This is a genomic window from Streptomyces xylophagus (assembly GCF_000716435.1).
Classification (GTDB): Bacteria; Actinomycetota; Actinomycetes; order Streptomycetales; family Streptomycetaceae; genus Streptomyces; species Streptomyces xylophagus.
In genome coordinates this window covers 72,767-88,663 of record NZ_JNWO01000017.1, presented here as the reverse complement: position 1 = coordinate 88,663, position 15,897 = coordinate 72,767, and the positions used below count along the sequence as shown (strand labels likewise).

Here is a 15,897-nt window from a genome sequence, read left to right as displayed (position 1 = left end):
GCCCCTTCAGGGCCGAAGGGGGGTCTGGGGGCACAGCCCCCAGCAACGCCCGCACCAACGCCGGTTCACTCGTCGGAATACTTCGCGTCTGCCGCCGGATCCAACGCCAACCGATACCCCCGCTTCACCACCGTCTGGATCAGCTTCGGAGAACCAAGTGCCGTACGGAGACGGGCCATTGCCGTTTCTACGGCGTGCTCGTCGCGCCCGGCGCCGGGAAGCGCCCGGAGGAGTTCCGCGCGGGCGACGACCCAGCCGGGCCGCCGGGTCAGGGCCCGGAGCAGGGACATACCGGCCGGCGGAACGGGTCGTAGCGTGCCGTCGACGAGGACCGCGTGGCCGCGGATCTCCACCCGGTGCCCCGCGATGGGCAACGTGCGGGCGCGGCCGGGGAGTTCCTGGCAGAGGAGTTGGACGAGGGGGCCGAGGCGGAAGCGTTCGGGCTGGACGGTGGTGATGCCGTGGTTCTGGAGCGGGAGGGCGGTGACGGGGCCGACGCAGGCGGGGAGGACGTCGTGGTGCAGGGCGGCGAGGAGTTCGGGCAGCAGGCCGCGGGACTCGGCGCGGGACAGCAGCGACGCGGCGGCCGGTGCGCTGGTGAAGGTCAGCGCGTCCAGGCCGCGCGAGACCGTGGCGTCCAGGAGCCGGTCCAGCGGGGCGATGTCCTCGGGCGGCATCCACCGGTACACGGGGACGACGACGACATCCGCGCCCCCCGCCCGCAACGACTCCACGAACCCGGGCAGCGGTTCGCCGTGCAGCTGGATGCCTACGCGGCGCCCCTCGACGCCCTCGTCCAGGAGCCGTTCGAGCACTTCGGCCATGGATTCGGACGACGGCGACCACTCCTCGGTGAGCCCGGCGGCCCGCACCGCGCCCTTCACCTTGGGCCCGCGCGCGAGCAGTTCCACCCCGCGCAACCGGTCGAGGAGCGCCTCGCCGAGCCCCCACCCGTCGGCGGCCTCGACCCACCCCCGGAACCCGATCGCGGTCGTGGCGACCACCACGTCGGGCGCCAGGTCGATCAACTCCTTGGTCGCGGCGAGCAGTTCGCTGTCGTCGGCGAGCGGCACGATGCGCAGCGCGGGCGCGTGCACGACCGCCGCACCGCGCCGCTGGAGCAGTGTCCCCAGCTCGTCGGCGCGGCGCGCGGCGGTGACGCCCACGGTGAACCCGGAGAGGGGGCCGTGCTGCGCGCGTTCCGGTCGCTGCTGTTGGTCCTCGTGCATGGCTCTCGTCCCGAACGTAGTCGTACAGGCAGTCGTACAGGCGGTCGTACATGGAAGGGCTCGGTGCCTACATGCCGATCGAGCCTGTCAACGGTGCGTGACAGGCTCGGTTCGGCTTCATGTCGCCGGTGTTACGTCACACCTCGGCATAGCTGAGCTGCGACTTCGCCTTCGATGCGGAAGCTTTGGCCTGCGCCTGGGCGGTCGGGCGGCGAAGGTATACGGCCCAGGTGACCCCGAAGCAGAGGGCGTAGAAGGCGAGGAAGGCGACGAACGCGCCGGTCCCGGAGCCGTAGGAGAGGAACGACTGGCGGAAGGCGAGGTTGATGCCGACCCCGCCGAGCGCGCCCACGGCCCCGATGAGCCCCATGGAGGCCCCGGACAGCCGCCGCCCGTAGGCAGCCGCCTCATCCCCCTCGAGCCCCTTCGCGAGGGCCTTGGTCTGGAAGATTCCGGGGATCATCTTGTACGTCGACCCGTTGCCGAGCCCGCTGAGCACGAACAGGACGATGAAGACGGTGACGAACAGCGGCAGGGACTTCTGCATGCTGGCGACGACCAGGATCGCGGTCGCGGCGGCCATGGCGACGAAGTTCCACAGGGTGATCTTCGCGCCGCCGTAGCGGTCGGCGAGCCAGCCGCCCACCGGACGGATGAGCGAGCCGAGCAGCGGGCCGATGAAGGTGAGGTACGCGGCCTGCAGCGGCGTACGGCCGAACTGGACCTGAAGCACCTGCCCGAACGCGAACGCGTACCCGATGAACGACCCGAACGTGCCGATGTACAGGAACGCCATGATCCACGTGTGCCAGTCGCGCGCGGCGTCCTTGGCGGCGCCGGTGTCGTTCTTCACGGAGGTGAGGTTGTCCATGAAGAGGGCGGCGAGGGTGGCGGCGATCAGGATCAGCGGGATGTAGATCCCGAGCAGCACGCGCGGCCCGCCGCTGGCCCCGATGATCGCGAGGGCGATCAACTGGATCACAGGAACCCCGATGTTGCCGCCCCCGGCGTTGAGCCCGAGCGCCCACCCCTTCTTCCTCAAGGGGAAGAAGGCGTTGATGTTGGTCATGGAGGAGGCGAAGTTGCCGCCGCCGATACCGGCCAGCAGGCCGATCCAGAGGAAGGTGTCGAAGGACGTCCCCGGCTTCATCACCACGAAGGCGGCGATGGTCGGGATGAGCAGCAGACTCGCGGAGACGATCGTCCAGTTCCGCCCGCCGAAGACCGCGACCGCGAAGGTGTACGGCACCCGGACGACCGCGCCGACGAGCGTGACCATCGACGTCAGCAGGAACTTGTCGGCCGGCGTCAGCCCGTACTCCGGGCCCATGAAGAGCACCAGGACGGACCACAGGGTCCAGATCGAGAAGCCGATGTGCTCGGAGAGCACGGAGAATACGAGATTGCGCCGGGCGACCTTCTCACCGGTCTCCCGCCAGAAGGTCTCGTCCTCGGGATCCCAGTGCTCGATCCATTTGCCAGGGGCGGGAGCGGGGTCGGTGGCGGGGGCTGGGACTGGGGCTGTCATGACGCCTCCACGGTGGTCCGGGGCTCAGGGTGTCGTTATGGGGTAACGAGCGGTGATGAGTCCCGAAGGTAGGGAGGGCGCGTTTCGGTGCTGTGGCTGTGAGTGACTGGAAGGGAACGTTGCTCTCACGAGCCGGGGATGGGCGCGGTGAGGTGGAACCCGGTCGGCGCGGGGACTCTCGGTGTCGGAGGGAATGGGTCGCGGTAACGTCACGCACGTGACGTCAGGGCTGTGGCAGTCGGGGTTGCGTGACTGGTACGGGCCCGGAACCCCGATCGTCCAGCGGGTACGGGGTTACCGGCCGAACCGGCGCGGAGAGATCAAACTGGTGCGCTGGCTGCGTGTCGGCATCCTCAGGGGGCTGGCCTGTGGCGCCGTCGGTTTCGCCTTGGAGGTCCAGTTGGACGCGGTGGGCCTGGCACGGGACCGTGCCGTGATGTGTGCCATGGCGCTGGCAATGGCGTCGTTCCTGTGGCGGGGCTCGCTGATCAGGGTGGTGCTCCGGCCGGGCGAGATCGTGCGCATCGGTATGTGGCGGCACGTGGTGGTCCCCTGCTCGGAGGTGAAGAGGCTGCACCGCGACACGTGGCGAGGCCATCTTGCCCTGGAGACCCACGGCGGGGAGAACATCGACTTCGCGTTGTTCGACGGTTCGTTCTGGGACCTGTACTACGACTTCTCCAGGGTCTGCGACGACGCCATGCGGGCTCATGTGCGGGCCGAGTCGGAAGCCGGGCTGGTGCCGGGTCCCGCCGGGCTTCGGCGGTACTTCAACTGGTCGGTCGTTGCTGATCCGTTGGCGGTCGGCGCGGTGCTCTGTGCCGGTATCGGCCTGTACCTGACGGTGCGCGGTTGACGGACCCACCCGGACCCACCGACCCCGGAAGTCATCCTGACGACGACAACCGAACGCCTACGGCACCTGATACGCACCCTCAAATCCCCGCATTGAGGAGCCCGACCTTGCCCAACCGCCCCTGGCGGAAGTCCACTTACGACTCCTGACAAAAGGCGGCTTGTGCGTCTCCGGGAATGACGGGGCCCCAGGAGCTGGGCTTCGGCTCGGGGATGACCTGCCGGCGACGGCTGCGGGCCGCAGACCTGCTGGACTTCTCCCGGGCTGAGAGGAGATGGCCCGCTCGATGCGTCAGAACGCACTCGTAGCAGCCGAGCCCGCACAGCCTCACAGCCGGGATTTCAGCACGTCGACCTCACCTCGTCCGCAGGGCGCGCTCGGACGCCGCGTCGCGGCCCGGCTCGTACTCGAAGCGTGCCGGCCCGGTGTTGCGCGTCAGCGGTGGTCGACGTAGGTGACCAGTCCACCGATGTTCAGGCCCAGCGCGCATCCGCGGCGGAAGGACTCGTGGCGCATGGCCGGGGTGTGCTGGGCGTCGGTCATCGCGTACACCCCGCGGATCCCCAGTTCCACGCCGCACAGGCACACGACGTAGCCGTGACGCCGGGCGGCGGCCGTCCACTCGGGGTCGTGCGGGACCCAGGTCCGGGAGTAGATCTCACCGTCGGGCGTCCGCAGTTCCAGCCGGGAGTAGGTGTATCCGTAGCGCTGCGCCAGTTTTGGCTGTTCATCGGGTATCTCGTGCAGCTCCCATCCGGGGATCAAGGGCAGGTCGCAGTAGACGTCGGGCGGTAGGCGCCTCATGCCGAACAGGATGGCGCCTTCGAGCTGCGGTTCCTCGGGTGTCTCGTCGAGCGAGGCTCCGTTCGGCACGACGTACCCGAAGTAGCCCACGCCCCGGGCACGCCTGAACTCGAAGAGGGCGGTGGGCATGCGGGGTGTCTGTGCGGGATGGAAGGTGACTGTGCCTTCCGCGGTCTTCAGGCCCCCCAGCACGCACTCGAGCTGCAGCGCGGGGTCGTCGCAGAACAGGATCCGCCCGAGGTCGTCGACCTGTTCGAACTGATACCAGCTCATCTCCTGCAGCCCTCCGGTTGGTTGCCGCCGTTCCGCGTCCGCGAAGCAGACGAGGGGATGTTGAGCCATTCTATTGAAGGATCGTTCAACAATCCATACATTGGAACGCGTGCACCATCAGGCCGGCGGTTTCGTCGAGAGCAGGGGTGAGGGTGAGCGCGGAGGAAGCAGGTACAGGGCGGACAGGCGTGGCTTGGCGGGTGCTGGTGGGCGCCGCAAGCACCGGCACGGCGTTGGCGCTGTGGGCGATCGTGCGTTTGATCGTGCGCACGGCCTTCGTCGCGCATGCCCAGTGGATCGACGCGTTGTGCGCGCTGGCGATCCTCCTCGGCTGCGTACTCCTGTGCACGTGCTGGTACTTGGACATCCGGTGGCTGCTGTGTGCGGTGTGCCTTTTCGGGGTGCTGTTCCTGCAGAGCCTGGAGCTGGATCAGCAGGCGCTGCACCAGCACGGGCGTACCGAACACGTCAGGGTCCGACAGATTCAGTGGTCCGCCGGTGACGGCATGGATCCGGGCGTTCACCGCTACACGGTCACCGTCCTCGACGGCCCGCCGCTGGCTCCGTTCGAGGAGAACGGGCTCATGGGCTGGAAGTGGGTGGTAGGCGGCACTTACACGGTGACCGTCGACCCGCAGGGCAGTGCCCAGCTCAAACGGGGGGACAGGCCCGGGCCTCCGGTGATCCAGCAGTTCCTGCAGATCCCCCTCGGCCTCGGCCTGGCCTTCGCCCTGTGGCGGCCCGCAGGCCTGCTCCTGCGCCGACGACGCGTCCCCGTTCTCACATCCCCTTCCGCCGACTCCCCCCACCACTGACCCCGTTGGGCCACAACCTCGGCCCCCGCTTCGCGGCAATGTCCTCGATCCATCCGAACGCCAGGATCGCCACCGCGATGAGCGGCCAGATCAGCAGGAACATCAGGAACGTGTCCGCCTTGTCGAGGAGGGCGGTCGCGCTGTCGCTCTCCATGAAGGGGAGGTTGTACAGCTGGTCGATGATCGGGACCGTGGCCATGATGAGGAGGTTGTGCCACAAGTAGATCGTCACGGCACGGTTGTTGGAGAGGGTCACCAGCTTGTCCCAGCGGGCCAGCCTGCCCGGCAACTGCTGCCAGGACGGTGCGTACTGGAGCAGGATCACCACGATGCCGAAGGACCAGGTCGCCTGGGCCAGCGGGATGTCGTTCAAGTCCCAGCCGTCCGGGCCGAGATGACCCGAGGCCCACCACAGGCCGAAGGCCATGATCAGGGCCGCGCCGGACACCGCGAGGTAACGCGGGACCTTCTTCAGTACCCCCTCGTGGTGCGCGAAGCCCAGGACCCAACAGCCGCCGTACACCGCGAAGTCCGACACCGCGTTGCCCGTCTCACCGGGGATCGTCACAAGACCTGTGCCTACGACCGCCGTCAATGCCAGAGGCGCCAGCAGCGTCGCCCACGGGACCCTCCGGAACGCCCACAGCAACAGCGGTGACGCGATCACGAACCACAGATACGCCCGCAGGTACCACAACGGACCCGCCGCCTGCTCCGCCCACGTGCTCTCCAACAGGCCGGAATCCGAACCGAGATGCTCGGGGTACGGCGGCGCACCGATCGGCACGACGTAGTCGAACACCTTCGCCGCGCCCCACCAAGTGCCGCCCAGATCAGGGTCCTTGAGCAGATTCCAGCCGCTCGCGAACATCATCACCAGCACGACCGCGCTGAACGCCCAGAGCGGGGGCAGCAGTCGTCGTAGCCGACCCCTGATCACACCCAGCGCCGGACGGTTCAGCGAGCGGGCCATCAGCGAACCCGCCAGCGCGAACATCACGCCCATGGAAGGGAACAGGACCGACAGCCAGGCCCAGCCGAAGAGGTGGTAGATGACCACCCGGACGAGGGCGATCGAGCGGAGGAGGTCGAGGTAGCGGTCCCGGCCGCCGCCTTTCGCCTTCTTCGGTTCCGGTGCCGACTCCGGTTCCGGTGCCAACTGCGGTTCCTGCTGCCGCTGTTGGGGAATTCCGTAGACCGGTGTCGATTCGAGGTCGGGCTCCGGCTCCGGATTCGTACCCGCCCCGGTCGTGTATCCGTGCGTCATGCCACCGGCCTCCGATCACTGCCACTACGGCTTCGCTGGGTCGGCACCGGACCGCCGGGCGCCGCTTCCACGACCCCCGTGCGCCGCAGCTTCTGCCAGCGCAGGCGGCCTCCGGTGAGTGCCGTGATCCAGGACTGGAGCAGCACGACGTACATGAGTTGGCGGTAGAGGATCTGCTGCAGGGGCAGCGAGACGAGGTGGGTCATGCGTTCGCGATCGAGGCGGAAGGCGTACGCCGCGCAGAACGCCTGGATCGCGAGGACGCCCAGCCAGGCGAGGAGTGTCTTCTCGGTGGGGCCGAACACCAGGCCGTAGAGGAGGAAGACGTCGATCAGGGGGGCCAGGATCGGGGCGACCACCATGAACAGGGCCACCCACGGGAGGCCGACGCGGCCGAAGCGGCCGGACGGGCCCCGGTCCAGCACGGCGCCCCGGTGTTTCCAGATCGCCTGCATCGTGCCGTAGGACCAGCGGTAGCGCTGCGACCAGAGTTGTTGGACCGTCTCCGGAGCTTCCGTCCAAGCGCGGGCCTTCTCGGCGTACACCACCCGCCAGCCGTCCCTGTGCATCGCCATCGTGATGTCGGTGTCCTCGGCGAGGGTGTCGTCGCTCATGCCGCCGACCCGCTCCAGCGCGCTTCTCCTGAAGGCCCCCACGGCGCCCGGGATCGTCGGCATGCAGCGGAGGATGTCGTACATACGGCGGTCGAGGTTGAAGCCCATCACGTACTCGATGTGCTGCCAGGCGCCGATGAGGGAGTCGCGGTTGCCGACCTTGGCGTTGCCGGCGACGGCGCCGACGCGCGGGTCGCCGAAGGGCTGGACCAACTCCCGTACGGTGGCCGGTTCGAAGACCGTGTCGCCGTCCATCATGACGACGAGGTCGTGACTGGCGTTCGCCAGGCCGCGGTTGAGGGCGGCCGGTTTGCCCGCGTTGAGCTGGCGTACGACGCGGACGTTGGGCAGGGCCATCGCCTCGACGATTCTCGCCGTGCCGTCGGCCGAGCCGTCGTCGACGACGATCACCTCGACGGGGTGTTCGCTCGCCATGAGTGAACGGACCGTGTTCTCAATGCACTTGGCCTCGTTGTACGCCGGGACGAGGACCGTGACCGGCTCGGTGACCGGCGGGCCCCAGGCGAAGTCCTTGCGGCGCACCCGGCGGGCGTGGATGCCGGAGAGCAGGAGCATCAGCGCGAAGCGGGCGATGACGAGGGAGCCGGTGATCGCCAGGCCGACCACCAGGACGTCCGTGACGCTGTCCGAGGCCTGGACCAGGAAGATCCACGCCTTGCCCTTCCAGAGGTCGACGCCGGTCACCGGGGTGAGCGCGCTGGGCGCGCCGAGGGCCTCGGTGAGGTTGTCGAACGTGTAGCCCTTGGCCTGCATCTCCGGCACGAACCTGTCGAGCGCCTGCACGGTCTGGTGGCGGTCGCCGCCGGAGTCGTGCATCAGGACGATCGCGCCCTTGCCGCCGTGCGGGGTGGCGTTGCTGATGATCTTCGCGACGCCGGGCTTCTGCCAGTCCTCGCTGTCCGTGTTGTTGACGGCGGTGAGGTAGCCGCGCTTGCCGATGTACTCGGTCACCGGCCAGGACAGGTTGTCCATCGCGTCGGCGGAGGACGAGTACGGCGGCCGGAACAGCGACGTCCGGATGCCGGCCGCGCCGGTGATCGCGAGCTGGGTCTGCGACAGCTCCCAGTCGATCCGCTTCTTGGACTGGAAGGAGAGGTCGGGGTGGCTGAAGGTGTGCACGCCGACCTCGTTGCCCTCGTCCACGATGCGTTTGACCAGGCCCGGGTAGCGCGAGGTCATCGTGCCGGTGACGAAGAAGACGGCGTGCGCGTGGTGCTTCTTGAGCACGTCCAGGACCTTGGGCGTCCAGGTCGGGTCGGGGCCGTCGTCGAACGTCAGCACGATGTGGTGGTCCGGCACGTCCAGGCTGGCCGTACGGCCGCTGCGGGTGTCGATGACCGGGCCGCCGTCGAGGATCTTGTCCGGCACCTTGTTCGTCGCGGCCTCGGGCCGGATGCGGTGGTCGGCGAGGATCTCGCTGTGCACATAGCCGCGCAGCATCAGCATCGCCAGCAGCGCGACGAGGAGCAGCATCGGCAGCAGGAACCGCATCGACAGCCGACGACGCCGGGGAACGCGCGAGGCGCGGGATCCATGCGAGGTGCTGGGCCCAACTCCGTTCGCCGCAGCCGGAGTTGTGCCGTGACGGCCGCCCGGGGCCGGGTGCGTGGCCCTGGGGCGGCGGTTGTGCGATGCCATCAGAGGATGTGCTCCGGGGTCTTGGACGGTGCCGGTGCTGCCGGTTCGGAGGCGGCCGGCTCCTGCGCCACGGGCGACGGCGTGCTCGGCGCGTCGGCCACCGTGCCGGTACCCGTGGTCGCGCTCGGGGTCGGCGTCGGTGTCGGGTCAGGCGTGGTGACCGGGCTGTTCGACGGCGTCGGGCCGGCGGGCGGCGAGGACGACGCCCGCGTGGGCTGTACGACCGGATTGCTTCCGCCCCCGCCCGCGGTCGCCGAGGCGCTCGCACTCACCGACGGCCCGGCGGACGCGGACGCGCTCGCCTTGCCCGGGGCCTTGGACGCGCCGGGCGCGCCACGACTCGCACTGGCGCCCGGCGACGGCGTCGTACCGTCGCTCGCCGTCGGGATGTTCCCCGGCGCCACACTGCCGCTGCCACCGGACGGCCGCCCCGACTCGGCGGGCAGCGGCTTGGTGTCGACCTTGCCGGCGGGCGGGTCGTTCTTCTGCCCCGGCACCGGGAGCCACGGCGCGTCCGAGCTGCCGGACAGCAGCGTGACGACGATGACGACGGCGTAGGCCGCGCAGGCGAAGCCGATGGCCATACCGATCCGGCGGTACCTACGGCTGCGCCGCCCGGACTCGTCGACGAAGACGGGCCCGTCGGAGTCGTCGTGACCGGCGCCCTTCTTGTGCGGATCGCCCAACTCCGGTGCCGGTCCGTCGAGTTGGACGGTCACCTCGTCGGGGTCGGCGGCTCCTGCTCCCGTCCCGGCCCCCGTCCCCGTTCCCATCCCCGTCTCCGCCGGCGCGCCCCAGGGATCGGCGAGGATGCCGGCACCGACGCCCGCGACGGGTGCGATGGGAGCAATGGGTGCGCCTTTGCCTGCCGGAGGCTCGGGCCACCCGGTCCGTATACGACGGCCGTCCTTGGTCGCACGACGTCCGTCCTTGGCGGCATGCCGGCCGCCCTCCAGAATGTCCGATCCTCTCGCCGCTCCGGTCTCCGGGAACGCCTGGGCCTCTCCGCCTATGACCGGTACATCTGTGGTCGCGGATGCAGCCTGAGGCCATTCCGGTTGGGCGTCTTCCCGCCACTTTTCCATGCGCACGCACATCCCCCCACGGAACTGTTCGGGGCGCGCAGACGACCCTGAGCACACGCCGCCGAACCGGGCCCCCACCCGGTCCACGCGCCCCCCTTACCACACCGCGCTCAGGCCCTCGAAGGTAGCGCAACGGGACTTCACATGTGGCGGGATGCGTATTTTCTACGTCTTTAGCATGTCCACGTCGATGTCCGGAATCCATCCATCAACCGGCCGGCGAAGCCACCCTTCGACGCTGCCGATCTCCACCGCGGCACGTCGAAGCGCATCAAATCCTGGGTGCACCAGCCCCTTTCGCCACACGAGTGACACGGCGGACAACGGCACCGGACGCACCAGTGGTCGCAGCACGGTCCGGGGCATGGCCGGAAAGTCCACCACCGCGAGAATCGGGGTCCGCGTCTTCGCCATGACCCGTTCGAACTCCTCTTCGCCTACGGCCATCGGTGCGGGCGCCGCAACCTCGATGTCACGCCCCTCGAACAAACGACGGGCGAGATCCGTCCACTCGGGAGTACGCGGATTCCCGGCACCCGCGTACACGGTCTCCCCCGCCAACGCGTCCACCGGCACCGCCGCGAGGGACGCCAGCGGGTGATCCTCGGGCAGCACGACCGCCATCGGCTCGTACCGCACCACCTGATGATCGAGCCCGGCCCGCAGCACCGGCTCAAGCCCGGCGAACCGCCCGAACGACACATCGAGCCGCCCCGCCAGCAACTCCCCTGCGGCCCATGTCAGTCCACTCTCGTACCGGGCCATCAGCTCCTGTTCCGGGGCGAGTTCACGCGCCCGGTGCAGCACCCGGCGCCCGGTGACCAGCCCCGGCGAGTTCAGATCCACGAGCAACGGCCGTGCCTGCCGGAACGCACCGAGCAACTCGTCCTGCGCGGCGAGCACCCGCCGGGCATACGGCAGCAGCCGCTCACCGTCCGCCGTCAGAGTCACCTGCCGAGTGGTCCGCACGAACAACTCGGCCCCCAACTCCCGCTCCAGCCGCCGCACATCACGACTGAGCGCCTGCTGGGCGAGGTAGAGCCGAGCGGCAGCGCGGGTGAAGTGCAGCTCTTCGGCCACGACGACGAAGGCGCGCAGAAGTCGGGGATCGAGATGGGTGGGCGTGGGCATCCAGGACATCCGGCGAACTTACAACGCAGGTGCGTGAATGGGCGCGGAGCAGGTGTTGGACCCGTTGATCCACACCGGGCGACGGTGGACCCATGCCGCAATCGACCACCGACCACCGGATCACGGGCCGCCGGACCACCTACCGCCGCCTCTTCACCCTCCCCGGCACCCGCGCCTTCACCGCCGGCAACCTCATCGCCCGCCTCCCCGCAGGCATGTTCAGCGTGAGCGCGGTCGTGATGATCGCCGGTTCGCGGGGCTCGTACGCCCTCGCCGGCGCCGTCACCGCGACCGGCCTCGCGGCAACGGCAGTCACCGGCCCCTGGATAGCGCGCCTGACCGACCGCCACGGCCAGTCCCGAACAGCCGTACCGGCAACGGCAGTTGCGACCCTGGGCTCTCTGGCCCTCCTCCTCTGCGTCCACTACGGCGCCCCCGACTGGACCCTGTTCGCCGCATACGCGGCCACGGCCACAACCCCGAACACCGGCGGCATGTCCCGCGCCCGCTGGGCCCACCTGCTCGCCGAGGACACCGAAGCCCTGCACACGGCGAACTCCTTCGAACAGGCCGCCGACGAACTCTGCTTCATGCTGGGCCCGGCACTCGCGGCCTTCCTCTGCGGCACGCTCTTCCCGGAGGCGGGCACGCTGGCCGGAGCGGTACTGCTGATGACCGGCATCCTGATCTTCACAGCCCAACGCTCGACGGAACCACCACCAAGTCCGACCCCGAAAGGCAGATCCCCCCTCCGCACCCCCGGAATCCCTCCCCTCCTCGCCGGCTTCGTCGCAACCGGCGCGGTGTTCGGCTCACTGGAGATCGCCACCCTCGCGTACACGAACGCGGCGGGCCAACGCGCGGCAGGCGGCGCGGTGTTGGCCCTCCAGGCAGCCGGTTCCTGCATGGCGGGCCTCCTCTACGGGCAGCTGAAACCGAGGGGCCCGGCGGAACGCCGCCTGCGGTGGTGCCTGCTGGCGATGACGACCCTGATGTCCTTGCCGCTCCTCGTGGCGAGCACCCTGGGCTCCCTCCCCGCACTGGGAGTGGCCTTGCTGGTGGCAGGCATGGCAACCGCCCCGACGATGGTCACCGCAATGACACTCGTCCAACACCGCACCCCTGAAGGCCGGTTGAACGAGGGCATGAGCCTGGCGGTAACGGGCTTGCTGACGGGCATCGCGTGCGGCTCGGCGGCAGGCGGCTGGACAGCGGACCACGCATCACCAACGGCTGGCTTCGCAGTGCCGATAGCGGCAGCAGCAACGGCGTTCCTTATCGGCGTACTGAGCAAGGCAACTCCCTAAGGGCAGCTCACCCAGGGGCGCGGGGCTGTATCTATTTGCGGCTCCGCCGCGTGGGCGCGACCAGCCACGACGCGCCTGCACTCGAAAGACAACCCATCGAACCGCTTGCCCCAATCCCTGCCGCACCCATTGACGCCCTCACAGCCCCTACATACCTTCCTCCATCGAAGCGCTTCGACGCCCACCGTCGAATCGATTCGACACCCCATCCGACTCCCCTGGAGGCACTGGATGTTGACGGCACAAAGGCGTGCGATGGCTGCCGCAGTGATCCTGAGCGGATCCCTGCTCCTGTCCTCCTGCGGCGGCAGCTCGGACGGCGGCTCCTCCGACGGCAAGACGCTGAAACTCTGGCACTACGAGGGCCCGGACAGCGCGATGGGCGTGGCCTGGAACGAGGCCATCAAGGAGTTCGAGGCCCAACACCCGGGCGTGAAGGTGAAGTTCGAGGAGAAGGGCTTCGAGCAGATCCAAAAAACAGCCCCCATGGTCCTCAACTCATCAGACGCCCCGGACATCATGGAGTACAACAAGGGCAACGCGACGGCAGGCCTCCTGTCCAAGCAGGGCCTGCTCACAGACCTCACCGCCGAAGCAAAAACGCGCGGCTGGGACAAGAAGATCCCCGCAAGCGTAGGCACGACAGACCTCTACGACACCAACGGAGTGATGGGCTCCGGCAAGTGGTACGGCGTCACGGACTACGGCGAGTACACGATGGTCTATTACAACAAGGCCCTCTTCCAGAAGTACAAGATCGCCGAGCCGAAGACGTTCGACGAACTGACCGCCGCGATGGCCCAGTTCACCGCGAAGGGCATCACCCCACTCGCGAACGCGGGCGCCGAGTACCCGGCCCAGCAGTACCTCTACCAACTCGCGCTCTCGAAGGCCGACCGCGCCTGGGTCGACAAGTACGAGCTGTACAAGGGCAAGACGGACTTCCACGACGCGGCCTGGACGTACGCGGCGACCACCTTCGCCGACTGGGTGAAGAAGGGCTACATCGCCAAGACGTCCAGCTCCACCAAGGCCGAGGACGCCGGTGTCTCCTGGATCCAGGGCAAGGCGCCGATCCTGTTCTCCGGCAGCTGGTGGTACGGCCGCTTCCAGACGGAGGCCAAGTTCGACTGGGACACGACCCTTTGGCCCGGCTCGAACCTCACCCTCGGCTCCGGCGGCAACATCTGGGTCGTCCCCAAGGGCGCCAAGAACAAGCAACTCGCCTACGACTTCATCGACATCACCCTGTCGAAGAAGATCCAGAACCTGATGGGCAACAAGGGCGGCATCCCGGTCGCGGCCGACACCTCCGCGATCACCGACCCCAAGTCCAAGGAACTCATCGCCAACTTCAACACCCTCACGGCCCGCGACGGTCTGGCCTTCTACCCCGACTGGCCGGTCCCCGGCTTCTACGACGTCCTCGTCTCCGAGACCCAGAAGCTGATCACGAACAGCGAGAAACCGGACGCCTATCTCAGCAACCTGCAGAAGGCGTACGACAAGGGTGTCCCGTCGACATGACGGTCACCGTCGAGAAGGGCGCGCGGGCCTCCCGCAAGAGCCGGCACCCCGGCCCGCGCAACCCTCGTAGCCACCGCCCCCGCGACTCCTACGCCCTGTTCCTGCTCCCCGGCGCCCTCGCCGCGCTCGCCGTGATCGTCGTCCCGTTCCTGATGAACACGGCCGTGAGCTTCACGAGTTGGCAGGGCGTCGGCGACCCCAAGTGGACGGGCCTCGCCAACTACCGTGACCTGCTGGACGATGCGGAGTTCTGGGCGTCCTTCCGGCACAGCCTGTTCATGGTCGTGGCGATGGCGGCCGTACCGACACTGATCGGACTGGTCCTCGCCGCCGCCCTGTTCGACTACATCGGCAAGCACTTCGGCACCCGTATCGCCACGATTCTCCGCGCCTGCTTCTACCTCCCCCAGGTGCTGCCGATCGCGGTCGCCGGCATCGTCTGGAGCTGGATCCTCGCCCCCGACAACGGCTCCCTCAACGCGCTACTGAAAGCAGTCGGGTTGGGCTCCTGGCAGCAAGACTGGCTCGGCGACCCCGACATCGCGCTCTACAGCGTCATGGGCGTCATGGTCTGGGTCCAACTCGGCTTCCCGCTCGTGGTGTTCATGGCCGGGCTGCAACGCGTCGACCCCCAGCTCTACGAGGCGGCCGAGCTGGACGGCGCCGGCTGGTGGCGCCGCTTCTGGCACATCACGCTGCAGCAGATCCGCCCCGAGATCTACGTCGTCCTCACCTGGTGCACGATCGCCGCGCTCAAGGTGTTCGGCGCGGTGTACGTCCTGACGAAGGGCGGACCGGGCGGCGCGACCGACGTCCCGTCCTACTTCTCCTTCACCACGTTCTTCGAGAAGACCCAGGTCGGCTACGGCGCCGCGATCTCCACGGTGCTGACCGTGATCATCCTGGTCCTCTCCCTGATCGGCCTGAAACTCCAGACCCGCGCCGAGGACGCCGAGGAAGGGGCCCGAGCATGACCACCGCCCTGCGCCGCTATCCGGTACTGATCGCCCTGTGCCTCGCGGCCCTCTTCATGGTCGTCCCGTTCCTGATCGTCCTGATCAACGCGGTGAAGTCACCGGCCGAATACTCGGAACACGGCCCGCTCAGCCTCCCCAAAGGCCTCTACCTGGACGGTCTCAAGGACTTCTGGCAACGCGTCGACTACGGCCAGAAGCTCTTCAACTCGGTCCTGATCAGCGGCTCGGTGGCCGCCCTCGCCGCCGCCCTCTCCGTCCTCAACGCCTACGCGATCGGCATCGGCCGTATCAGGGGCCGCACTTGGGTCCTGGCCTTCTTCGTCCTCGCCAACATGCTGCCGCAGGAGGCGCTGGTCTACCCGATCTACTACCTGAGCAAGCAAGTCGGCCTGTACGACACGAGGTTGAGCGTCATCATCGTCTTCACGGTGATCCAGGCGGCGTTCGGCACGTATCTCCTCTCGTCCGTGCTCGGTCAGTTCCCCCGCGAGATCCTCGAAGCCGCCCGGATCGACGGCGCCAACAAGTGGCAGGTGCTGTGGCGGATCGTGGTCCCGGTCAGCCGCCCCACGATCGGGGTCCTCCTGGTCTTCTTCTTCATCTGGACCTGGAACGAGTTCCTGCTCCCCCTGGTCATGCTGATCTCCAACGACAACCAGACCGTGTCGGTGGCCCTCGGCGTCCTCCAGGGCCAGCGCCTGATGGACGCCACGATGACCAACGCGGCTGCCCTGCTGGGTGTGTTGCCCGCCATCGTCTTCTTCCTCGTCTTCCAGCGGACCCTCACGCGCGGCATCGCCGTGGGTGCCGTCAAGTAGTAAGGGG

General features: G+C 68.4%; 13 protein-coding genes. 6 read left to right on the top strand and 7 right to left on the bottom strand.

Annotation, left to right across the window (positions count from 1 at the left end):
• Positions 1-65: 65 nt before the first annotated feature.
• Positions 66-1,229, bottom strand: a complete 1,164-nt coding sequence (locus OO70_RS32940; protein WP_043679348.1) for a uroporphyrinogen-III synthase — start codon at positions 1,227-1,229, stop codon at positions 66-68.
• A gap of 136 nt (positions 1,230-1,365) precedes the next feature.
• Complete coding sequence (locus OO70_RS32935; RefSeq protein WP_043679345.1) at positions 1,366-2,757, bottom strand: nitrate/nitrite transporter; 1,392 nt, start codon at positions 2,755-2,757, stop codon at positions 1,366-1,368.
• A gap of 217 nt (positions 2,758-2,974) precedes the next feature.
• On the opposite strand from OO70_RS32935, the gene OO70_RS32930 reads away from it, so the two are divergent.
• A complete protein-coding gene (locus OO70_RS32930; RefSeq protein WP_078651656.1) occupies positions 2,975-3,613 on the top strand; it encodes a hypothetical protein in 639 nt (212 codons plus the stop codon).
• A 435-nt stretch (positions 3,614-4,048) separates the two neighbouring features.
• Here the strand turns inward: OO70_RS32930 and OO70_RS32925 are convergent, their stop codons facing one another.
• Positions 4,049-4,690, bottom strand: a complete 642-nt coding sequence (locus OO70_RS32925) for a hypothetical protein (protein WP_043679342.1) — start codon at positions 4,688-4,690, stop codon at positions 4,049-4,051.
• A gap of 188 nt (positions 4,691-4,878) precedes the next feature.
• On the opposite strand from OO70_RS32925, the gene OO70_RS32920 reads away from it, so the two are divergent.
• Positions 4,879-5,505: a hypothetical protein gene (locus tag OO70_RS32920; protein WP_158711542.1), complete on the top strand. Its 627-nt coding sequence runs from the start codon at positions 4,879-4,881 to the stop codon at positions 5,503-5,505.
• Here OO70_RS32920 and OO70_RS32915 read toward each other — a convergent pair.
• From OO70_RS32915 to OO70_RS32900, 4 genes are all read right to left on the bottom strand, one after another.
• Positions 5,471-6,772, bottom strand: a complete 1,302-nt coding sequence (locus tag OO70_RS32915) for an acyltransferase family protein (protein ID WP_043679336.1) — start codon at positions 6,770-6,772, stop codon at positions 5,471-5,473. The two genes, OO70_RS32920 and OO70_RS32915, sit on opposite strands and share 35 nt — an antisense overlap.
• A complete protein-coding gene (locus OO70_RS32910) occupies positions 6,769-8,898 on the bottom strand; it encodes a glycosyltransferase (protein WP_043679333.1) in 2,130 nt (709 codons plus the stop codon). Before OO70_RS32910 ends, OO70_RS32915 begins: the two co-directional genes overlap by 4 nt.
• A 146-nt stretch (positions 8,899-9,044) precedes the next feature.
• Positions 9,045-9,818, bottom strand: a complete 774-nt coding sequence (locus OO70_RS53985) for a hypothetical protein (protein WP_158711541.1) — start codon at positions 9,816-9,818, stop codon at positions 9,045-9,047.
• Between the two features lie 477 nt (positions 9,819-10,295).
• Positions 10,296-11,261 (bottom strand): LysR family transcriptional regulator, encoded by a 966-nt coding sequence (locus OO70_RS32900; protein ID WP_043679618.1) that lies wholly within the window; start codon positions 11,259-11,261, stop codon positions 10,296-10,298.
• A gap of 92 nt (positions 11,262-11,353) precedes the next feature.
• Between OO70_RS32900 and OO70_RS32895 the strand changes: the two genes are divergently transcribed.
• The 4 genes from OO70_RS32895 (at position 11,354) to OO70_RS32880 (ending at position 15,890) form a co-directional block, all read left to right on the top strand.
• Positions 11,354-12,568 carry an MFS transporter gene (locus OO70_RS32895; RefSeq protein ID WP_051741857.1) on the top strand — a complete coding sequence of 405 codons (1,215 nt, stop codon included), beginning with the start codon at positions 11,354-11,356 and terminating at the stop codon, positions 12,566-12,568.
• 255 nt (positions 12,569-12,823) lie between these two features.
• Positions 12,824-14,095, top strand: a complete 1,272-nt coding sequence (locus OO70_RS32890; RefSeq protein ID WP_043679330.1) for an extracellular solute-binding protein — start codon at positions 12,824-12,826, stop codon at positions 14,093-14,095.
• Positions 14,092-15,069 (top strand): carbohydrate ABC transporter permease, encoded by a 978-nt coding sequence (locus OO70_RS32885; protein WP_043679327.1) that lies wholly within the window; start codon positions 14,092-14,094, stop codon positions 15,067-15,069. The genes OO70_RS32890 and OO70_RS32885 overlap by 4 nt, the downstream gene beginning before the upstream one ends.
• Positions 15,066-15,890: a carbohydrate ABC transporter permease gene (locus OO70_RS32880; RefSeq protein ID WP_043679325.1), complete on the top strand. Its 825-nt coding sequence runs from the start codon at positions 15,066-15,068 to the stop codon at positions 15,888-15,890. The genes OO70_RS32885 and OO70_RS32880 overlap by 4 nt, the downstream gene beginning before the upstream one ends.
• Positions 15,891-15,897 lie beyond the last annotated feature (7 nt).